This is a genomic window from Rhodoferax ferrireducens (genome assembly GCF_031458075.1).
Lineage (GTDB): Bacteria > Pseudomonadota > Gammaproteobacteria > Burkholderiales > Burkholderiaceae_C > Rhodoferax_B > Rhodoferax_B ferrireducens_A.
Window position 1 is genome coordinate 779049 of the sequence record NZ_JAVDXT010000001.1, and the last position, 18392, is coordinate 797440.

Genomic DNA, 18392 nt, shown 5'->3' on the forward strand with positions numbered 1-18392 from the left:
ATGGGGGTGGGGCTAGGCATAGCAAGCGCTCTTGCAGCCGCGGAAGAGGGGCGCTTCGTTCCTCTGAGAAATCAGGAAGTTAGCCCTCGGTTGCGAAAAATAGTTCAACGAGGTCTACAGACTGACTGATTCAGTCACCCAGCTTCCACGGTGTACACCTGCCGATATCGGCCACTAGCAGACCGCCGTGGGCGACTCTCAGTGATATGCAAAACTGTATAAATGTTGTCCAAAGTACTCTTTTTCGTAGCTGGCACATTGGCAATGGGGCTTACCTGGCTATTTGCAATCGTAGCCGCGGCTGAAATGATATTTGCATTTGCTATAGAGGGGTACCTGCTGGGTATCGTGGCATTGGCATGCCTGACTGCCGCAATGTATCCGTCGTGGAAGTTGTTTTTCAAACCCACGCACCCGACATAACGTGCGTTTAACAATGTTGCGCGTGCCGCATGCTTCCAAGCTGGAACGGCGGAATGCCCGCTTTTGAGCTGACGGAACGTCTCTTGTGGGCCCGAAGCGGGCATTAACTTTATTTTTGCAGCCTGGTCACAAAGCATCAAATGATGCCGTATTTCTGAATATATCCCCACCAAAAATCTATTCTGCGCATTCAGCAGAAAGCTCAATCGATTGAGGCATTTGCGCAGAAACTGACGCTGCGGTTAAGAAGAACACCCTCGGCTCCTCATTTCCACCAACGTAAATCCTTTGCGCAATACCCGTGACACCGCTGTATAGCTCCATTGTTGGCCCCTCTATCATTTCCCCGCGAATTCTGCGAATTTTGACAAGCTCAGTGCGGCCTTCGCGCTTGATGCCTCGAAACAAATGCGCCGTTTCATGACCCATAAAACTCTGATATCTAATGGCGCAGATTCGTTCGCCCAATTGTTGGACACCTAACAAATCGGAAAACCACATGCGCTCATCATTCACGGTTAACTCGGCTGGCGCAGCTCCCCACCACTCTGACTGAGCCGCTTTTGAGCCCGAAACAATCACAAAAAGACATAGCGGCAACAAAAAAATCCATGTGAGTATTTTTCTCATTCTAAAAAATCCTGTGTGAGGAAATTGTGCAGCGCAATTTTGGGCTCGTCCGCTTTTGGCCGACTACCGCCGATTATTCAGGACCCGAACAATCCTTACAGAACTTCGGAAGATATTGGACAAATCGCTTCTCAATTTCATATGCGGCCTGCTGTTCTTCAGCGGTAAAAACAAATGAGCGAGTACATTTTCTGCATTGGTAGCGAATGCCCTCGTACTCCACCGCCTGTTCATCATAGTGCCCAGTTGTACGCTGGCTACGCTTGCACCATTGCGAACGGTCTATTTGGATTCCCATGTGATGTAAGCGCTGTTTAACAACGCTCCTTATGTCCGCTTCTGGCCGATAGCCGCAGCGCTAGCCACTACAGCAGCCATCGAAGATTGGCCCAGAATTTGTCGCCAAAATGAGCGGCGCATATGCCGCAGGCAGCGACGAAAAATACCACAAGCGTACACGCGCCAAAGATGCTCAGCGGCCAAAGGGTGACGCACGCGCTCACGCCGAACACCAAGCCCAGTAGTGCCCCGCACACAAACCGCACGGTCATTCCAAAAGCATCGGCAGTCCCGCCCTCTAGCTCGGGCTGTGATTCAGTCTTCATTTTTCTCTGCCTCCTCCAATTGGACGACCGCTAATGGCCGATTTTTCTCCATCGAGGGTCATCGCACCATATTGTGGCGACGTCCGTCAACGCGAAGACGGCGCCGTCGCACCTTCAACAGGAGCACATCATGGACCATAATAAATCGACCAGTTACGCGACCCCATGGAATAAGGGGAAAATCGTCGGCCAGAAGGCCCCCTTCAAGATCAGGGATATCTGGGCCATTCGGGTTCGATTGCAGATGCAATCAAGGCAACGCGAACTGGCCATGTTCAATCTAGGGCTAGATAGCAAGCTTCGCGGTTGCGATCTTATAAAACTTCGAGTTCGCGATGTTTGCCATGGCTCTGCAATTGCCAGTAGGGCGACCATCATGCAACAGAAGACGCACCGTCCCGTACAGTTCGAACTCACTCTGGCTACCCGTGACGCGCTTGAAGCCTGGGTGCACCAGGGAAATCTACGGGCTGATGACTATCTGTTTCCCAGCAGGCTTCACGCCTCGGTTCATATTGGGACGCGGCAGTACGCTCGCATTGTTCATCGTTGGGCCAATGAAATTGGCCTCGATACAACGGAGTTTGGAACGCATTCCATGCGACGAACCAAAGCTACGTTGATCTACCGTAGAACCAAGAACCTGCGTGCCGTCCAACTCCTGCTCGGGCATACCAAGTTGGAAAGTACGGTTCGCTATCTCGGCATAGAGGTCGAGGACGCCTTGGAAATGTCAGAGCAGACTGAGCTTTGAAGAGATGGCCGGCATCGGTGCCCTGACACTCGGTTGTCGGCTTATCCATGCAAACGAGTCGTTCGCAGCGATAGCCCAACCGGCTGCTTTCGCTGCAAAGCCGACTACTCAGAAGGCGGCTTCAGGCTGGTTGCTGCCGTTGGCAGGTTTTTGGCGAATGGGTACTATCGGCCAACAGCAGACAATCGCCTAAAACGACCATACGACTGCTACAAGACTGATAGCCGACTTTCGATGCACTCCAAAGTTGTCCTTGCCCTGTGCACTATCGAAGACCCGCCCGACCAACTGCGGATAAAAGCGCAAACGGCAGCGCTATCCAAATGGCAATGACGCCGAGGAAGCTCGGCGCGATGAAGAAGCCATAGGCACACAACAGCACTGCCATAACAACAATCACATCAGAAGTGCGGACTAAAAATCTTAGTGTCGATGAATTAGGTTTTTGTGGCGAGGAGACCTGTGTGCAACGTCGGCAGCTTTTATTCGCCGAGAGAAAAGTCCCGCAATTTGGGCAAAAGTTCGAAAGCGACATTGGCAATATTCTCGGAATTCTCTTATGCCCAAAAGGGAGTTGATCTTATTCTGGATCATCGCGGGACTTCATGCAGCTATGAATTTTGAAAGATGTTGCTAAGACTACTTGATACCGCATGCGGACATTGACCTCGGCAAGCCGTAGAGCTGCTTGTGCCGCCCATAGCTGCCGCTGAGACTACTGTTTCCAAGCAACTTATTTCGCTTTCAGCGATGTCGTAGCCTTTTGAGGGATGTGTTTGGTGTCTCCGGTATCCTTGCCCGGGTATACGCCCGGCGGCGCAGTAACTTTTCTTTTGCGCAAAAGAAAAGTCACCAAAAGAATGGCGCCCCCACTGTCTGCGCCCTTCGCTGGCGCTACGGGAACCTGCGGTGTTCGCTTCAAGTGGGGTCCCGCTCAAACTCGGCCTTTGGCCTCAAACAGTCGCGGGCCCTTATCCACTTGAAGCTGTGCTCCTAGGCGCAACCAGAGGGGGACCCCGGGGATTGGGATCGGTGGCGCTGTGCGCCACATCGCGCCTAGGGCGCGAGGCGGTTGCAGCCCGGCTGCGCCGGGCTGGGTATTGGCTGTTGGTTCCCACGCCTGTGGCGTCGGCGAGTAGCGCAGCGAAGGGGGCGACGACTTCGGCTCGCCTTTCTTTGGGTTACGTTTCTTTGGCGAAGCAAAGAAAGGTGACTGCGCTGCCGGGCGCACACCCGGCCGGGGATGTCTGTGACATCCACAACACGCAAAAAAAGCACAAACCTAATCGACCGCGAGCGCAGAAGAAACCTGCACTAGCAGCTACTATTTAAATAGCAATCCGAGTATCACTCCACCCGCCGCAGCCGCACAATAAAACAGGTCTCCGCCGTAGCACGCGGCATCGGCAGGCCGGCCTGGGCCAGCCAGGCGCCGTGCAGCTCCACGCCGCCGGCCTGTAGCTGATCAAAGAAGGGTGCAGGGGACTGCACGGCGCCGTCTTCTGCGATGGGTACCAGTTGCTCGACCTGGTAGCGGGCCTGCGGGTCCAGCATGGGCAGGCGCAACGGCGGCGTGTAGCGGTGGCTGGTGGGCTGGCAGCGGTAGACGAACAGCAGCAAATCATCGCTATCGCCATGCGCCTGCCAGACCAGGCCATCGGCCGCCTCGCCGCGCCAGACGCGGCCGTGGTGCAGCTGGCCCCTCCAATTTTTATAGCGAGAGATCCAGGTGGTAAGCGCGCTGCGGGTCGATTCGTCCAGATGGCGCACGTCCAGCTCCACACCCAGATGGCCGGTCATCGCCACCGCGGCGCGGAAGGCCAGCGACTGGCTGCGGCCGGTGGTGTGGGCGGGGGCGGTGCCTATGTGCGAGCCCAGGATCTCCGGCGGGAAGAACTGCCCAAAGCCATGCTGTATCTGCACCCGCGACAAGGCGTCAATGCAGTCGCTGGCCCAGACGCGGTGGGTGTGGCGCAGCACGCCGAAGTCGATGCGGCCGCCGCCGCCCGAGCAGCTTTCGATCTCCACCTCGGGATGGGCTGTGCGCAGCCGCGCCAGCAAGGCGTAGACGGCCAGCACCTGCGCGCGGTAACCGGCGCTGCCCAGGCCGCCGGCCAGGGCGGCGGTGGTCAGGTCGCGGTTCAGGTCCCATTTCAGGTAGCGGATGGGATGGGCGGCCAGCAGCGCATCGATCTTGCCGAACAGGTAGTCGGCGGCCTCGGGGCGCGAAATATCCAGCACCAGCTGGTTGCGAGCGGTGATTAGCGGGCGGCCGGTGATCTGCAGCGCCCAGTCGGGGTGTTGGCGGTGCAGGTCGCTGTCGGGGTTGACCATTTCGGGCTCGACCCACAGGCCGAACTCCATGCCCAGGCCGTTGACGTGTTGCACCAGCGGGCCCAGGCCTTGCGGGAATTTGTCGCTGTCGGGCCACCAGTCGCCCAGGCCTGCGCGGTCGTGGTGGCGGCGGTGGAACCAGCCGTCGTCCAGCACAAAGCGCTCCACGCCGACGGCGGCGGCGGCATCGGCCAGCGCCATCACATCGGCCGGCACCAGGTCGAAGTAGAAAGCCTCCCAGGTGTTGAGGTGCACCGGGCGCGGCCGCATGCTGCCGCCGGGCCAGGCCATGCGCGGGCGCAGGGCCGCATGGAAGTTGGCCGCCAGGCCGTTCAGGCCCTGGGTCGAGCAGCTGGCAATGACCTCGGGTGTTTGCAGGCTGGCACCGGGCGCGAGCCAGCCTTCGCCGGGGGCCAGCCATTCGCCCATCTGCCACTGGTACTGGCCGTCGTGCAGCCACTCTATGGTTTGCTGGTGGTTGCCCGACCAGGCCAGGTGGGCGCCGAACACCAGGCCGTTGTCTGCCGTACTGCCGGGCGTGGTGACCACCGCGCCGGGAAAGCAGTCGTGCGATGTGCGGCCGCGCCGGTTTTCGCGCCGCCACTGGCTGCGGCTGAGCGCATCGGTCTGCAGCAGGAATTCGTGGTTGTGCTGGCCCGCATAGGAGCGCACGCTGTCGGCATGGCCGGGCAGGGGCAGGGTGCCGGCGGCCAGCCATTGCACATCGATGCTGGCATCGCCCAGGTTGGTCAGGCGGGTGTGCAGGGTGAGCACATCGGTGGCCACGTCCAGCGCCAGCGATACATCGAAGCGCAGCTGGGCCACGGCGTCCAGCAGGTGCAGCACCACGGCGCTGTCGGGCACCGTCCATTCCACCTGGCACTCGGTAATGGCCTGGGCGAAATCCAGCCCGGCCCGGTGCGCCAGCAGCGCACTCTGGCCAAACCAGCCGACGCCGAAGGTGGGCAGCACGGTCAGAGGCTGGTCGAAGTCGAGCATGAACGAAGGCAGCGGGCGGGTGCCCCGCAAGGCTGGGCCGGGCGTGCTGCCATCGGGAAGGCGCGGCCCCCAATAGCGCCACAGCGGGGCTTCATCGGGTGGGCATTCGAGCACCAGTGTGCTGTGCTGGCTGTGCAGGATCAGAAATTCAACAGTCATGGATGAGGTTTGCATATCAAGTTAAGCAGCGTGAGAACACCTAACCCCACCGTCCAACGAGAGCGGACACTTCCAGAAGCACCGTGGAACCGGCTTTGCCGGGCCACTGGTGTTACCCCCTGCAAGGGGGTTGGGGATCAGTGCATCGCACTGGAGCCTGGGGGTGTGCGCAACTACGCAGCGTGGGGAATTTGAGTATCGGCGATGGGAATGCGCCGCTCCAGTGCGTGGCCGTTTTCGTCGAACACGTGCAGGGCGGCAGCGGGCAGGGAGATGGCGACGCGCTGGCCGGTGTCGGCATGGGCCTGGCCCGGGGCTTTGACCACCAGCGGCTGGTTGGCCACGCCGCTGGCCAGGAACAGGTAGGTGGATTCGCCCAGGCGTTCCTGCCACTGCACCTCGCGCACGATGGGCTGGGTGGCAGTGCCGAGCAGCGCGTGTTCGGGGCGTATGCCTAAGGTGACGGGCTGGCCGGGGCGCAGCGCGCTGGCATCGACCAGGGCGTCCAGCACCTCGCCGCTGGGCAGCTGCACCCGCGCGTGGTCGGCATGGCCTTCCAGCAGCAGGGCGGACAGGAAGTTCATTTTGGGCGAACCGATGAAGCCGGCCACAAACAGGTTGCGCGGCCGGTGGTACAGCTCCAGCGGCGAGCCGCACTGGGCTACGCTGCCTTCCTTCAGCACCGCAGGGCCGGAATTCAACAGCAGGATGCGGTCGGCCAGGGTCATGGCCTCGACCTGGTCGTGGGTCACATAGATGGTGCTGGCCTTGCCGAAGTCACGGTGGATCTTGGCGATCTCGAAGCGGGTTTGCACGCGCAGGGATGCGTCCAGGTTCGACAAGGGTTCGTCGAACAGGAACACACCGGGCTCGCGCACGATGGCGCGGCCAATCGCCACCCGCTGGCGTTGCCCGCCGGACAAGGCCTTGGGCTTGCGGTCCAGCAGGTGTTCGAGCTGCAGCACCTGGGCGGCGGCGGTGACCTTCTTGCGGATCAGCGCCTTGTCCATCTTGGCCAGGGTCATGCCGAAGGCCAGGTTGTCGTAGACGCTGATGTGCGGAAACAGCGCATAGCTCTGGAACACCATGGCCACGCCGCGCTTGGCGGGCTGGGTGTCGTTCATGCGCTGGCCGTCGATCAGCAGCTCGCCGCTGCTGATGTCTTCCAACCCGGCCACCATGCGCAGCAGCGTGGACTTGCCGCAGCCCGAGGGCCCGACAAAGACGCAAAACTCGCCTTGCTTGACGTGCAGGTCCACGTCGCGGATGACCGCCACGTCGTCCATATAGGTTTTGTGGACGGAGCGGAGTTCGATGCTGGCCATGGTGGTGCTCTCTTTCAGGCGTGCAGGTATTCGGGCAAGAAGGCGCGGTGGGCCAGCAGCAGCTCGTCGACCATGGCGCGGATTTGCGACAGGTCGAGTACCGCGGCGGTGTGCGGGTCCAGCATGGCGGCGTGGTAGACGTGCTCGCGCTGTTGCTCGGTGATCGCAGCGACCACCAGCTCTTGCACGTTCACGTTGGTACGCATCAGCGCAGCCAGCTGGATCGGCAGCTTGCCGACCCGTGTGGGCTGCACGCCGTTGGCATCCACCAGGCAGGGCACTTCGACCGCACAGCCCTGGGGCAGGTTGTCGATCAACTGGTGGTTGAGCACATTGCCGTAGACCACGCGCGGCATACCGCTGACCATGGAGTGGATGATCTGCCCGCCGTATTCGACCGAGCGGGTGACGCTGTTCAGGCCTTCGAGCAACTGCGCGGCTTCGGTGATGTTGCGCGGCATCACATGGATGTTGGCGGCCTCCAGTTGCGCCGTGAGCGCCTTGGCGTCCTGGGTGCCAGGGGCCAGCAGCTCGCGCTCGATATACGGCCAGGCATGCTCGAAAATCTGGCAGCGGCCCGGGTATTCGTCCAATGGAATGTTGAACTTGGCCAGTAGATCCTCGCGGCCCTTCTTGATGAACCAGGGCACGTACTCGGCAAAGTGCTCGCTGGATTCGGTGGGGAAATGGCCCAACTGGTGCAGCATCTCGTAGCGCACCTGGTTCCAGGCGGGGGCTTTGCCGTCGGCATAGAGCTGCCGCAGGCGCGGGTACAGGTCCACACCCTTGTGCTCGAACCTGGTGTAGAACGACATGTGGTTGATGCCGGCGCAGCGGTAGTCGATTTCCTCCGCCGGGATACCCAGGTCGTGCGCCAGCTCGTGCGCGGTGTGCTGCACGCTGTGGCATAGGCCGACGGTGGGGACGCGCGTGCTGGCCTGGTTCAGCGCCCAGGTGATCATGGCCATCGGGTTCACGTAGTTCAGGTGGATGGCGCCGGGTGCGCAGACATCTTCCATGTCCTTCAGCATCGCCAACTGCACGGGGATGGTGCGCAGCCCGCGCATGATGCCGCCTATGCCCAGGGTGTCGCCAATCGTCTGCTCCAGGCCAAACTTCTTGGGGATTTCGAAGTCGGTGACGGTGGCTGGCTTGTAGCCGCCGACCTGGATGGTGCTGATGACAAAGCGGGCATCGGCCAGCGCGCGGCGCCGGTCGGTGCTGGCGGTGATGGTCGGCGACACGCCCAGCGTGCCGGCCAGGCGCTGCGCCACCATTTCGGCCAGGCGCAGACGGTGCTCGTCGATGTCGTGCAGCGCGATTTCGCAGTCTGCGAGTTCTGGGTAGGAGAAGATGTCGCCCAGCAGATTGCGGGTGAAGACGATGCTGCCAGCCCCGATGAGGGTGATCTTGATACGGCCTTGCATGGTGGTGAACTTCTTACTTCTTGGCTAATTCATTGACTTTGATATTTGCGGCTTTCAATGCGGTGGCCGCATCGGTCTTGCCCATCAGCACGCCTTCCAGCGCGGACTTCATGACTTCGTCGATCTCGGAGCCGCCGTCGGCAATCGGCATCAGAAAGGTCTTGGACTTGGCCATGGTGAGGAAGGCGCTGGAATCGATGCCCTTGGTTTTTTGGACTTCCATGGCCCGTTCTGCCTGTCCCTTGATGGCAGGGAACACCACGCCGGTGTTGGCCACCACACTCTGGCAGTCGGCTGAGCCCAGGTATTTGACCCACTTCCAGGCGTCGTCCTTGACCTTGGAGCCGGCCCAGATGGAGTCGGCCAGGCCGTTGAACATGGTGGCGCGCGTGCCGGTAGGGCCGGTGGGCAGCGGTACCCAGGCATTCTCGAACTTGGCGTTGCTTTTGAAGTAGGTGATCATCCACGAGCCCTGCGGCACGATGGCCACCTTCTTGCCGACGAACATCGCGTCCGAACCCAGCGACTTGGCGTTTTCAAAGCTGGCCGACAAGCCCTTGCCCGGCAGGCCGGCGATGTAGGCAATGGTCTCGACCAGCTTGGGGTCGTCGTAGTAGAACTTGGTGTCCCAGGGCTTGTCCTGGAACTTGAAGCCATTGGACTGTGCAAAGTGGCTCCACTCGGTCTGGCCCATCATGCCGGGCGCGCCGCGTGGGGTTTGGTAGCCGTAGACGCTGACCTTCTTTTTGTCGAAGCTGGGGCTGGTGGCGTTGTTGCCGGCCGCGTCTACGCTGAGCTTGCGCACGATCTGCTCGAAGCTGCCGCCGTCCTTGGGGTTCCAGGTCATGCTCTGCAGGTCGGCCAGCGTCACACCGGCTTTCTTGGCCATCTCCATGTTGACCACGAAGCCGATGGTGTCCCAGTCCTTGGGCAGGCCATACTGCTTGCCTTCGCGGCCCCAGATCTCGAACAGGCCGGGGGCGTAAGCCGCAGTGTCCACCTTGTCGCGCTGTATCAGCGGGGTAAGGTCCACGAGCTGGCCGTTCTTGGCAAATTCAGGGTACTTGGCCAGGTGGTTGGTGAACACATCGGGTGCAGTGCCCGAGACAAAACCGGTGGAGACGGTGGCCCAGTAGTCGTCCCAGCCGGACTGGCTGATCTTGATGGTGGTGCCAGGGTTTTTCTTCTCGAAGTCGGCGGCGCACTGCTTGTAGGCGGGCAGTTGCATTGCGTCCCACAGCAGGTATTTGACTTCCGCCGCGTGGGTGGTTCCGACGCAGGCGAGTGCTGCTGCGGCCAGGGTGGTGAATGGGAATTTCATGCTTGTCTCCGTTATGGTTGGTTGAAAAAACTTACTTACCGCCACTGAATTGGACGGACTCCACGACGCGTCGGCCGAATACGACCAGCAGCAAAATGGTGGGCAGCACCGTGATGGCCGTGGCCGCCATCAGCCCGGTCCAGTCGGGCTGGCCTTGGGGTGTCTGGGATTTGAAAGATTGCAGTGCCACCGGCAAGACTTGCTGCATCTCGTCCTTGGCCACCAGGAAGGGCCAGAAGAATTCGTTCCACATATTGATGCCGGTGAGCATGGCAATCGTGGCCAGCGGCGTGATGCTCAGCGGCATCACCACCCGGGTAAAGATGTACAGGAACGAGGCGCCGTCCAGCAGCGCAGCCTCTTCCAGATCACGCGGGATCGACAGAAAGAACTGGCGCAGAAAGAACACCGAGAAGCCCTGCATCAGGCAGAACGGTGCCACCATGCCGGTCATGGTGTTGAGCAGGCCCAGGTCCTTGATCAGGATGAAATTGGGAATGAAGGTCACCACGCTAGGTACCATCATCGAGCCGACAAACAGGCCAAACAGCGTGTTGCGTCCCGGGAAGCGCAGTCGGGCAAACGCATAGGCCGCCATGGACGCGCAGCCCACCTGCAGCACCACGATGATGGTGGTGAACAGCAGCGAGTTGCCCAGGGCGCGCAAGAAGTTGATCTCGGCGCCCGAGCCGCCCATGGCCTCGCTTTCCGCTTGCGTCATAAAGCCCAGCACCCGTTGGAAGTTACCCAACGTCGGGTCGCTGGGCAGCAGTTGCGTCGATTCGGTGTAGACGTTGGTGGGCTGCATCAGCGCCGTCTTCACCACCATCCACAAGGGGGTGAGGGTGATGGCCAGCATGGCGAGAAGTCCGGCCCAGGCGAGGATGCGGCCGGGGGATAACAGGCGGTGGTTGCTCATGGTGTTGCGTCCTTCAGGCGAGGTCGTTTTGCGAAGCATTCATGACCCGCATCTGGAACACGGTGTAGAGCACCATCACCACGCACAGCGTCATCGACATGGCTGAGGCGTAGCCCATCTTGTAGAAGCTGAAGGCGTTCTGCACGATGTAGTGGACGATGACGCGGGTGGAATCCAGCGGGCCGCCGTTGGTGGTCACGGCGATGGTGTCGAAGATCTGGAACGAGCCGGTGACGCTGGTCACCAGCACAAACACCATCACCGGGCGCAGCAGCGGCAGGGTGACGCGCCAGAACATCTGCCATTCGCTCGCGCCCTCCAACGATGCAGCTTCGTATAGATGGCGCGGAATGTTCTGCAGGCCGGCCAGGAACAGCATCGCCACCAGGCCCATGTGGCGCCAGATATTGACTGCGGCCACGGTGAGCAGCGCCTGGTCGGCGCCGCCGAAGAAGGGTTGGCGGTCAAAGCCCAGGCCGTCGATCAGGGAGTTCACCAGACCTAGCAGCGGGTCCAGCATCCACAACCACATCATCGCCACCAGCACGTTGGACAGCAGATAGGGCAGCAGCACCAGCGACTTGACGAACAGCGACTTGGTCAGCCGGTCCATCGCCACCGCCAAGAACAGGCCCAGCACGATTTGCAGCGGGATGTTCAGCACCACATAGATGGCCGACAGCTTCATGCCCTGCCAGAACTTGCCGTCTTGCACCATGGCGGCGTAGTTGGCCAGGCCGACGAACTTCGGGCTGCGCAGCATGTTCCAGTCGGTCAGGCTGATTTCGATGGCGCGCAGCGTGGGCCAGGCATAGAACACCGCGAAACCGATGAAAGCCGGCAGCACCAGCACCCAGGCGGTCAGGGTTTCGGCGCGCCGCGTGGCGCTGAGTGCGTGCGGTAATTTGGCTTGCATCGTGTCTCCTTTTTATTTGCTAACGCGAGTTAGTTACCGGATACTAAGTTAATTAACGCGCGTTAGTACTAGGGAAAACGCGAGAGTAAAGGTTTCGGCTACGATAGGGCGACATGTCCAGTTCCTTGAAATCTCCCCCCACCAGCAGCGAGGTCGCGCGCCGTGCGGGCGTATCGCGCACCACCGTGTCCTTCGTGCTGAACAATGTGCGCGACCAGGGCATCAGCGAAGCCACGCGCGAAAAAGTGCTGGCCGCCGCCCGCGACATCGGCTACGAGCCGAATGCCGCCGCGCGCACCCTGGCCGGCGGCACCACCGGCACCGTGGCCCTGGTCATCCCCAAGGCCGAGCATCTGTATGTGGACGTGTTTCTGGCCCAGCTGGTGGCCAGCATCAACCAGGAATGCCACCGCTACGGTTTGAAGATGCTGATCGAGTCCAGCGACGACGAGGGACGTGAACCCGGTGCCTTTGTGGACCTGGTGCGCAGCCGCCGCATCGACGGCCTGATCGTGGTCAACCCCAGCATGCCGGGGCGCGAGTACCTGGACCGGGTGCTGGAGGCCGGCATTCCCATGGTGGTGTTTGGCGCGGGTCTGCCAGATATGGACCGCTTCCACACCACCGGCAACGACACCTCTTTGTCGTCCAAGATGGCGGTCAACCATTTGATCGGCCTGGGCCATAGCCGCATTGCCTTCGTCAACTTCGCCCAGCCCGAATACCTGGCGGTGAACGAGCGCGAGCGCGGCTGGCGCGAAGCCATGGCCGATCACGGTTTCGCGATAGACCCGGCCTGGGTGGCCTATGCCGACATCAGCGCGGCCAGCGGCTACCGCGCCACGCAGGAGCTGTTGGCGCGCAAGGCACCGTTTACCGCGCTGTTCGCGGGCAACGACACCATCGCCTTTGGCGCCATCCGTGCGTTGAAAGAGGCCGGCCTGCGCGTACCACAGGACGTCGCCGTCGTGGGCTACGACGATATTCCCATGGCTGAATTTGCCAGCCCTCCGTTGACCACGGTGCGCACCGACACCATGGGCCTGGGCCGTGACGCCATGGCCATGCTGGTGGCGCTGCTGCGCAATGAAACACCGGTGCGCACCATCGTGCCCGACGCGTTGATGCCGCTGGTGGTGCGTGAATCCTGCGGCGCCGGCTTAGCCGATTCTCAAAGAAAATAGGCTGCTAGCGCAGATAGATCATGCGCAGACAGCTATTTATTTAATAGCAACCGGCTTTAACGCGATGACAGCAGCAGCTTGATCCCCAGCAGGCCCAGCACGGCGCCTGTGGCCCGGTCGATGGCCGTCTTGGCCTGTAGATAGGTTTGCCGTGGCCGGGCCGACGACAGGGCCAGCGCCACCAGCACATACCAGCTGCCTTCCAGTACGAACACGCTGGGCGGCAGCGCCAGACTCAGCGCTGCGGAGGGCGTCGCCGGCAGCAGGGCCGCGAAGATAACGCCGTAGACCATCGCCGCCTTGGGGTTGCTGACCATGGTGCCGGCGCCAATCACAAAGTGCCGCAGCCAGCCCGCAGCGCTGGGTGGCGCACCGTCGGCAAGCACCAGCGGCGTCTTGGCGCCTTGCCAGATCTTGTAGGCCAGGTACAGCAGATAGATGCCGCCTGCGAGTTTTAAACCCCAATAAGCCAGCGGCACCTGCTGCAGCACCGCATGGAGTCCCAGCAGCGCCACGATGCACAGCACGCAGGCCCCGGCCGCCATGCCCAGCGCCGAAGCCACCCCGGCCGCGCGCGAGTTGCCAATCGCCGTGCGGGCCACCAGCACAAAGCTGGGGCCGGGGCTGATTACGCCGATGAACAGCACGGCCAGGATGCTGGCCAGGGTGGTGAACGTATCCATTGCTAGACCTCTCGGGTTGTGAGTCAAATCGGCTGCTAGCGCAGATAGTAACTGCGCTAGAAGCTACAAATTACATAGCGCTTGGGGTGGGATGTAAATCTGCAGAGTTGCCACTGTAGTGCCGCGCCTGGTTGGGATGCTGGATTGCCGTGATCTGGCGGCCTCCCGGTGAAAACCCTGATACCTGCATTCCAAATCCTTTCTACAATTAAAACTATAAATTCACATATGAATAAATATGCAAGAACAGTCAAACCAGGGTCCAGCGCAAGCGCTTGTCGTGGACCATTCTTCTCTTGAAGCCTGGCGGGCTCGGCGTGCGCGCTTTGCGGCGGCGGCTTCGCCCGCGCAGCAGGCGCTTTTGCTGGCCGAGGCCAGCCGCGCCACGCGCCGCCAGGTGCTGCACATGATCCATGGCGCCGGCCTGGGCCATATCGGTGGCGACTTCTCGGTGACCGATGTGCTGACCACCCTGTTCGAAGCCGTGCTGCGCATCAACCCGGCCCAGCCCCAGTGGGCCGAGCGTGACCGTTTCATCCTGAGCAAGGGCCACTGCGCGGCGGCCTTGTATTCCACGCTGGCGGCCTGCGGCTTTTTCTCGCCCGACCGTTTGCAGCATTTCATGGCCAATCTGTCGCCGTTGAATGGCCATCCAAACCGGCAAAAAATCCCCGGCGTCGAAACCAATACCGGCCCGCTGGGCCACGGCCTGCCGGTGGCGGTGGGCTGCGCCTCGGCTGCACAAATTTCCAAGCAGGACTGGCGAACCTACGTCATCTTGGGCGACGGCGAGCTGCAAGAAGGCAGCAACTGGGAAGCCGCCATGTGCGCCGCCCACCGCCGCCTGGGTTCGCTGACCGCCGTGGTGGACCGCAACCGACTGCAGCAGGGCGCAACCACGGCCGACACCAATGAGCTGGAGCCGCTGGCCGACAAATGGCGCGCCTTTGGCTGGGACGTGGTGACGGTAGACGGCCACAACCATGCCGAGCTGCTGGCCGCCCTGACCGCTCCGCACCCCGGACAACCGCGTTTTGTCATTGCCAACACAGTCAAGGGCAAGGGTGTCTCTTTCATGGAGAACGGCGTGGAATGGCACCATAAAGTGCCCAGCACAGCGCAATATGAAGCAGCCTTGCAGGAGTTGGAGCAATGAGTAAAGAAGACAACAGCGTCGCCGGCACATTCGATTGCCGTGTGGCCTTTGCCGAAGAACTGGCGGCCCTGGCGCGCACCGACAAGCGCATCGTTGCCGTGTGCAACGACTCGGTGGGCTCCAGCAACCTGGGGGCTTTCAAGAAGGAGTTTCCGGACCGTCTGGTCAACGTCGGCATTGCCGAGCAGAACATGGTGGGCGTGGCCGCAGGCCTGGCCAACGGCGGCTTTCTGCCATTCGTATGCGCAGCGTCTCCGTTCCTGACCGGCCGTGCGCTGGAGCAGATCAAGGCCGACGTGGCGTACAGCAACTTCCCGGTGGCGCTGTGCGGCATGAGCCCCGGCATGGCCTACGGCGAGCTGGGCCCGACCCACCACTCCATCGAAGATTTGGCCTGGATACGTGCTATCGGCGACCTGCCGGTGATCGTGCCGGCCGACCCGGCGGAAACGCGGGCGGCCCTGCGCTGGTTCGTCGCTTCGGGCGGCCCGGCCTTCCTGCGCATCGGCCGCTATAAAGTGCCGGCGGTGATGCCGGACGGGCAGGACTTCGTGCTGGGCAAATCCGCCACCTTGCATGAAGGCAAGGACGTGACCCTGATCGCCATCGGCACCATGGTCTCGCGCGCGCTAGAAGCCGCAGAACAACTCGGCCGCGAAGGCATTACGGCGCGGGTGATCAATGCGTCGTCGGTCAAGCCGCTGGACAACGAAGCCGTGCTGCGTGCCGCCCGTGAGACGGGCGCCATCGTGACGGTGGAAGAGGGCATTGTGCATGGCGGCCTGGGTGGCGCCGTAGCCGAGCTGGTGGTGCAGAACCACCCGGTGCCGGTGCGCATCATGGGCGTGCCGGGCTTTGCGCCCACGGGCAGCACGAGCTTCTTGCTGCAGCACTTTGGCCTGACCGCCGAGGGCATTGCTACGCAAGCCCGGGCTTTGGTGGCTGCACGCAAAGGCTGACACATGGCTGCGCATATTTTGGCGATCGACCAGGGCACCAGCGCCACCAAATGCATCTTGGTGGATGCAGCCGGCCGCATGGTGGCAAAGGCGACCGCGCCCTTGTCCGAATACCTGCCGCTGCCCGGCTGGGTGGAGCAGGACGCCGAGGAAATCTGGCAGAGCGTGCTGCAGGCGGTGCAGGCCTGCCTGGCCCAAGTTTCCGGCGTTCCCGGCGTGCAGGTGGCCGGTGTGGGCATCAGCACGCAGCGCGAGTCGGCCCTGGTCTGGCAGCGCAGCGATGGCCGGGCCGTGACCCCACTATTGAGCTGGCAAGACCAGCGCACGGTGGCACTGCGCGACCGTTTGAGCACCGATGCTGTCGAAAAAATGGTGCGCGAGCGCTCCGGCCTGCCGCTGGACCCGATGTTTTCCGCGCTCAAGCTGGCCTGGCTGCTGGACGAGTTCGATCCGCAGCGCGAGCAGGCCCGCTCGGGCAACTGGTGCGCCGGCACGGTGGACGCCTATTTGCTGGGACGCCTGGGCGCAGACTTTGTGACCGAGGTGGGCAATGCATCCCGCACCCAGCTGCTGAACGTGCATACCGGCGACTGGGATGCGGATTTGCTGGCGTTGTTCGGCATTCCGCGCCAGTTGCTGCCGCGTGTCCATGCGTCGCGCGGCGTGTTTGCCACAGCGGACAAACTGCATCCCGCGCTGGAAGGCGTGCCGGTGTTGTCCGTCATGGCCGATTCGCATTCGGCCCTGTTTGCGCATGGCGGGTTTGAGCCCGGGCAGGTCAAGGCCACGCTGGGCACCGGTTCGTCGGTGATGGCGCTGGCGCCCAGCGGTGTGGCGCACCACCCCGGTATGTGCCTCACGATTGCCTGGGACGCCGGCCAGGGCCCGGTGCTGGCACTGGAGGGCAATATCCGCGCCGCTGGCGCCACGTTGCGCTGGCTGGCGGATTTGTTCGAGATGCCGCTGGACGACGCGGTGGAGTTGGCCAGCCGCAGTGCCAGCAATGGCGTCTGCCTGGTGCCCGGCTTCAACGGCCTGGGCGCGCCCTGGTGGGATACGCAGGCCGTGGGCCTGGTCAGCGGCTTGACGTTGAGCGCCGGTAAGTCTGCGCTGATGGCGGCCGGGTTGGAATCCATTGCGCACCAGGTGGCCGATGTGATCGATGCCATGGACCAGAGCGTGCCCGGCATGCGCAAGCTGTATCTGGACGGAGGCCCTTCGCGCAATCCGCGTTTGCTGGACATGTTGGCTGGCTATATATCCCGTCCCGTAGTGCAGTGTGCCGATCCCGAGCTCTCGGCCCTGGGCGTGGCGCATCTGGCCGGGCTGCAGGCGGGCGTGTGGGACTGGGCGGGCTTGAAGGCCCTGGCCCGCGCGCAAAACGATGTGCCGTCCACCCTGGCCGCGGCCGAGGTGGCGGCCAGTCGGCACAACTGGTCGCACGCGGTGGCGCGTGCACGGCTGCGCGGCTGAACCCAGGTTTTCACAATTTCACGCCCATCTTCCGGAGGCATCTTGGCTATTGATCTTTCTAACCCGGCCGGCCCTGACAAGGCCCGCCCGACCGCCGCACCGCAGCACCGTGTCCATTGGGCGCGCACGCTGGTGGACCACGGCCCCGAGCTGAGCCTGCTGGTGCTGTGCGTGGCGTTGTCGTTGGCGACAGACACCTTCTTTTCCTTCCGTAACCTGCTGAATGTGCTGGACCAGCTGACGGTGCTGGGCATCATGGCGCTGGGCATGACGGCGGTGATCGTGATCGGCGGCATCGACCTGTCGGTGGGTTCGGTGCTGGCCTTGTCGATGATGGTGATGGGCTGGCTGTCGAACGTGGTGGGCATACCCATGCCGCTGGCCATCCTGGCGGCGCTGGGCATGGGCGCCATATGTGGCCTGGGTTCGGGCCTGCTGATCACCCATGCACGCCTGCCGGCCTTTATCGCCACGCTGGCCACCATGTCCATCTGCCGTGGCCTGGCGAACATGGTGACCGACGGCTCGCAGATCGTGGGCTACCCCGACTGGTTCTCGGCCATGTCGATCAACCGCTACTTCGGCTTTCTGTCGATCACGGTGGGGCTGTTCATCGTGTTGACCATCGCGGCTGCCATCTTCATGAAATACCGCGCAGCCGGGCGGTCCCTGTATGCGATTGGCGGCAGTGCCGAGGTGGCGCGGCTGGCCGGTATTCCGGTGCGCAAGGTGACGTTGGCGGTCTATACCGTATGCGGCCTGCTGGCCGGTCTGGCCGGAGCGGTGATGTCCACGCGGCTGGATTCGTCCCAGCCCAGCGGCGGCCTGGGTTACGAGCTGGACACGATTGCGGCCGTGGTGATTGGCGGTGCCAGTCTGTCCGGCGGTGTGGGCACCATCTGGGGCACGCTGATGGGCGTGCTGACCATCGGGGTGCTGCGCAACGGCTTGAACCTGCTGGGCGTATCGCCCTTCGTGCAGCAAGTGGTCATCGGCGGGGTGATTGTCCTGGCGGTGGCGGTGGATTCCAACAAACGCCGCATTGGCTAGCGCCGCACAGAGGAGGACCTACCGCCCAACGCCATTCATATACCTTTCAACCCTTGAGCCGACGCCGCATGGTCT

The 18392-nt window shown here is 62.2% G+C and carries 16 protein-coding genes; 6 read left to right on the plus strand and 10 right to left on the minus strand.

Annotated elements, in window-relative coordinates; translation table 11 throughout:
• Positions 1–600: 600 nt before the first annotated feature.
• The 3 genes from J2X19_RS03745 to J2X19_RS03750 all read right to left on the minus strand — a co-directional run bounded on the left by J2X19_RS03745 (position 601) and on the right by J2X19_RS03750 (position 1658).
• Positions 601–1053, minus strand: a complete 453-nt coding sequence (locus J2X19_RS03745; RefSeq protein WP_310370763.1) for a hypothetical protein — start codon at positions 1051–1053, stop codon at positions 601–603.
• Between the two features lie 73 nt (positions 1054–1126).
• Positions 1127–1351, minus strand: a complete 225-nt coding sequence (locus J2X19_RS25900; RefSeq protein ID WP_405048589.1) for a zinc-ribbon domain containing protein — start codon at positions 1349–1351, stop codon at positions 1127–1129.
• A 67-nt stretch (positions 1352–1418) separates the two neighbouring features.
• Entirely contained in the window at positions 1419–1658 is a 240-nt protein-coding gene (locus J2X19_RS03750) for a hypothetical protein (protein WP_310370765.1), read from the minus strand.
• Between the two features lie 130 nt (positions 1659–1788).
• On the opposite strand from J2X19_RS03750, the gene J2X19_RS03755 reads away from it, so the two are divergent.
• Complete coding sequence (locus J2X19_RS03755) at positions 1789–2412, plus strand: tyrosine-type recombinase/integrase (protein ID WP_310370767.1); 624 nt, start codon at positions 1789–1791, stop codon at positions 2410–2412.
• A 1347-nt stretch (positions 2413–3759) separates the two neighbouring features.
• Here the strand turns inward: J2X19_RS03755 and J2X19_RS03760 are convergent.
• From J2X19_RS03760 to J2X19_RS03785, 6 genes are all read right to left on the minus strand, one after another.
• Entirely contained in the window at positions 3760–5904 is a 2145-nt protein-coding gene (locus J2X19_RS03760) for an alpha-galactosidase (RefSeq protein ID WP_310370770.1), read from the minus strand.
• 173 nt (positions 5905–6077) lie between these two features.
• A complete protein-coding gene (locus tag J2X19_RS03765; RefSeq protein ID WP_116604718.1) occupies positions 6078–7229 on the minus strand; it encodes an ABC transporter ATP-binding protein in 1152 nt (383 codons plus the stop codon).
• 14 nt (positions 7230–7243) lie between these two features.
• Positions 7244–8656 carry an alpha-glucosidase/alpha-galactosidase gene (gene melA / locus J2X19_RS03770; protein WP_310370773.1) on the minus strand — a complete coding sequence of 471 codons (1413 nt, stop codon included), beginning with the start codon at positions 8654–8656 and terminating at the stop codon, positions 7244–7246.
• A 13-nt stretch (positions 8657–8669) separates the two neighbouring features.
• Positions 8670–9977 carry an ABC transporter substrate-binding protein gene (locus tag J2X19_RS03775; RefSeq protein WP_310370775.1) on the minus strand — a complete coding sequence of 436 codons (1308 nt, stop codon included), beginning with the start codon at positions 9975–9977 and terminating at the stop codon, positions 8670–8672.
• A 31-nt stretch (positions 9978–10008) separates the two neighbouring features.
• On the minus strand, positions 10009–10896 hold the full coding sequence (locus tag J2X19_RS03780) for a carbohydrate ABC transporter permease (RefSeq protein WP_310370777.1): 888 nt from the start codon (positions 10894–10896) through the stop codon (positions 10009–10011).
• A gap of 13 nt (positions 10897–10909) precedes the next feature.
• Positions 10910–11812, minus strand: a complete 903-nt coding sequence (locus J2X19_RS03785; protein WP_310370779.1) for a carbohydrate ABC transporter permease — start codon at positions 11810–11812, stop codon at positions 10910–10912.
• A gap of 113 nt (positions 11813–11925) precedes the next feature.
• Between J2X19_RS03785 and J2X19_RS03790 the strand changes: the two genes are divergently transcribed.
• On the plus strand, positions 11926–12996 hold the full coding sequence (locus J2X19_RS03790; protein ID WP_310370781.1) for a LacI family DNA-binding transcriptional regulator: 1071 nt from the start codon (positions 11926–11928) through the stop codon (positions 12994–12996).
• 56 nt (positions 12997–13052) lie between these two features.
• Here the strand turns inward: J2X19_RS03790 and J2X19_RS03795 are convergent, their stop codons facing one another.
• Complete coding sequence (locus J2X19_RS03795; RefSeq protein ID WP_310370784.1) at positions 13053–13679, minus strand: LysE family translocator; 627 nt, start codon at positions 13677–13679, stop codon at positions 13053–13055.
• Positions 13680–13959: 280 nt separating this feature from the next.
• Here J2X19_RS03795 and J2X19_RS03800 point away from each other — a divergent pair, with 280 nt between their 5' ends.
• From J2X19_RS03800 to J2X19_RS03815, 4 genes are read left to right on the plus strand one after another with little or no spacing between them, the layout of a single operon-like run.
• On the plus strand, positions 13960–14835 hold the full coding sequence (locus tag J2X19_RS03800; protein WP_310370785.1) for a transketolase: 876 nt from the start codon (positions 13960–13962) through the stop codon (positions 14833–14835).
• Positions 14832–15794 carry a transketolase family protein gene (locus tag J2X19_RS03805; RefSeq protein WP_116604710.1) on the plus strand — a complete coding sequence of 321 codons (963 nt, stop codon included), beginning with the start codon at positions 14832–14834 and terminating at the stop codon, positions 15792–15794. The genes J2X19_RS03800 and J2X19_RS03805 overlap by 4 nt, the downstream gene beginning before the upstream one ends.
• A gap of 3 nt (positions 15795–15797) precedes the next feature.
• Positions 15798–17267: an FGGY-family carbohydrate kinase gene (locus tag J2X19_RS03810; protein WP_310370788.1), complete on the plus strand. Its 1470-nt coding sequence runs from the start codon at positions 15798–15800 to the stop codon at positions 17265–17267.
• A 42-nt stretch (positions 17268–17309) separates the two neighbouring features.
• Positions 17310–18317: an ABC transporter permease gene (locus J2X19_RS03815; RefSeq protein ID WP_310370790.1), complete on the plus strand. Its 1008-nt coding sequence runs from the start codon at positions 17310–17312 to the stop codon at positions 18315–18317.
• Positions 18318–18392: the final 75 nt, after the last annotated feature.

Bases quoted from the DNA above. Each gene is read 5' to 3' on its own strand.
- J2X19_RS03745 (WP_310370763.1), bottom strand. From the start codon at position 1,053: ATGAGAAAAATACTCACATGGATTTTTTTGTTGCCGCTATGTCTTTTT.
- J2X19_RS25900 (WP_405048589.1), bottom strand. From the start codon at position 1,351: ATGGGAATCCAAATAGACCGTTCGCAATGGTGCAAGCGTAGCCAGCGT.
- J2X19_RS03750 (WP_310370765.1), bottom strand. From the start codon at position 1,658: ATGAAGACTGAATCACAGCCCGAGCTAGAGGGCGGGACTGCCGATGCT.
- J2X19_RS03755 (WP_310370767.1), top strand. From the start codon at position 1,789: ATGGACCATAATAAATCGACCAGTTACGCGACCCCATGGAATAAGGGG.
- J2X19_RS03760 (WP_310370770.1), bottom strand. From the start codon at position 5,904: ATGACTGTTGAATTTCTGATCCTGCACAGCCAGCACAGCACACTGGTG.
- J2X19_RS03765 (WP_116604718.1), bottom strand. From the start codon at position 7,229: ATGGCCAGCATCGAACTCCGCTCCGTCCACAAAACCTATATGGACGAC.
- melA (WP_310370773.1), bottom strand. From the start codon at position 8,656: ATGCAAGGCCGTATCAAGATCACCCTCATCGGGGCTGGCAGCATCGTC.
- J2X19_RS03775 (WP_310370775.1), bottom strand. From the start codon at position 9,977: ATGAAATTCCCATTCACCACCCTGGCCGCAGCAGCACTCGCCTGCGTC.
- J2X19_RS03780 (WP_310370777.1), bottom strand. From the start codon at position 10,896: ATGAGCAACCACCGCCTGTTATCCCCCGGCCGCATCCTCGCCTGGGCC.
- J2X19_RS03785 (WP_310370779.1), bottom strand. From the start codon at position 11,812: ATGCAAGCCAAATTACCGCACGCACTCAGCGCCACGCGGCGCGCCGAA.
- J2X19_RS03790 (WP_310370781.1), top strand. From the start codon at position 11,926: ATGTCCAGTTCCTTGAAATCTCCCCCCACCAGCAGCGAGGTCGCGCGC.
- J2X19_RS03795 (WP_310370784.1), bottom strand. From the start codon at position 13,679: ATGGATACGTTCACCACCCTGGCCAGCATCCTGGCCGTGCTGTTCATC.
- J2X19_RS03805 (WP_116604710.1), top strand. From the start codon at position 14,832: ATGAGTAAAGAAGACAACAGCGTCGCCGGCACATTCGATTGCCGTGTG.
- J2X19_RS03810 (WP_310370788.1), top strand. From the start codon at position 15,798: ATGGCTGCGCATATTTTGGCGATCGACCAGGGCACCAGCGCCACCAAA.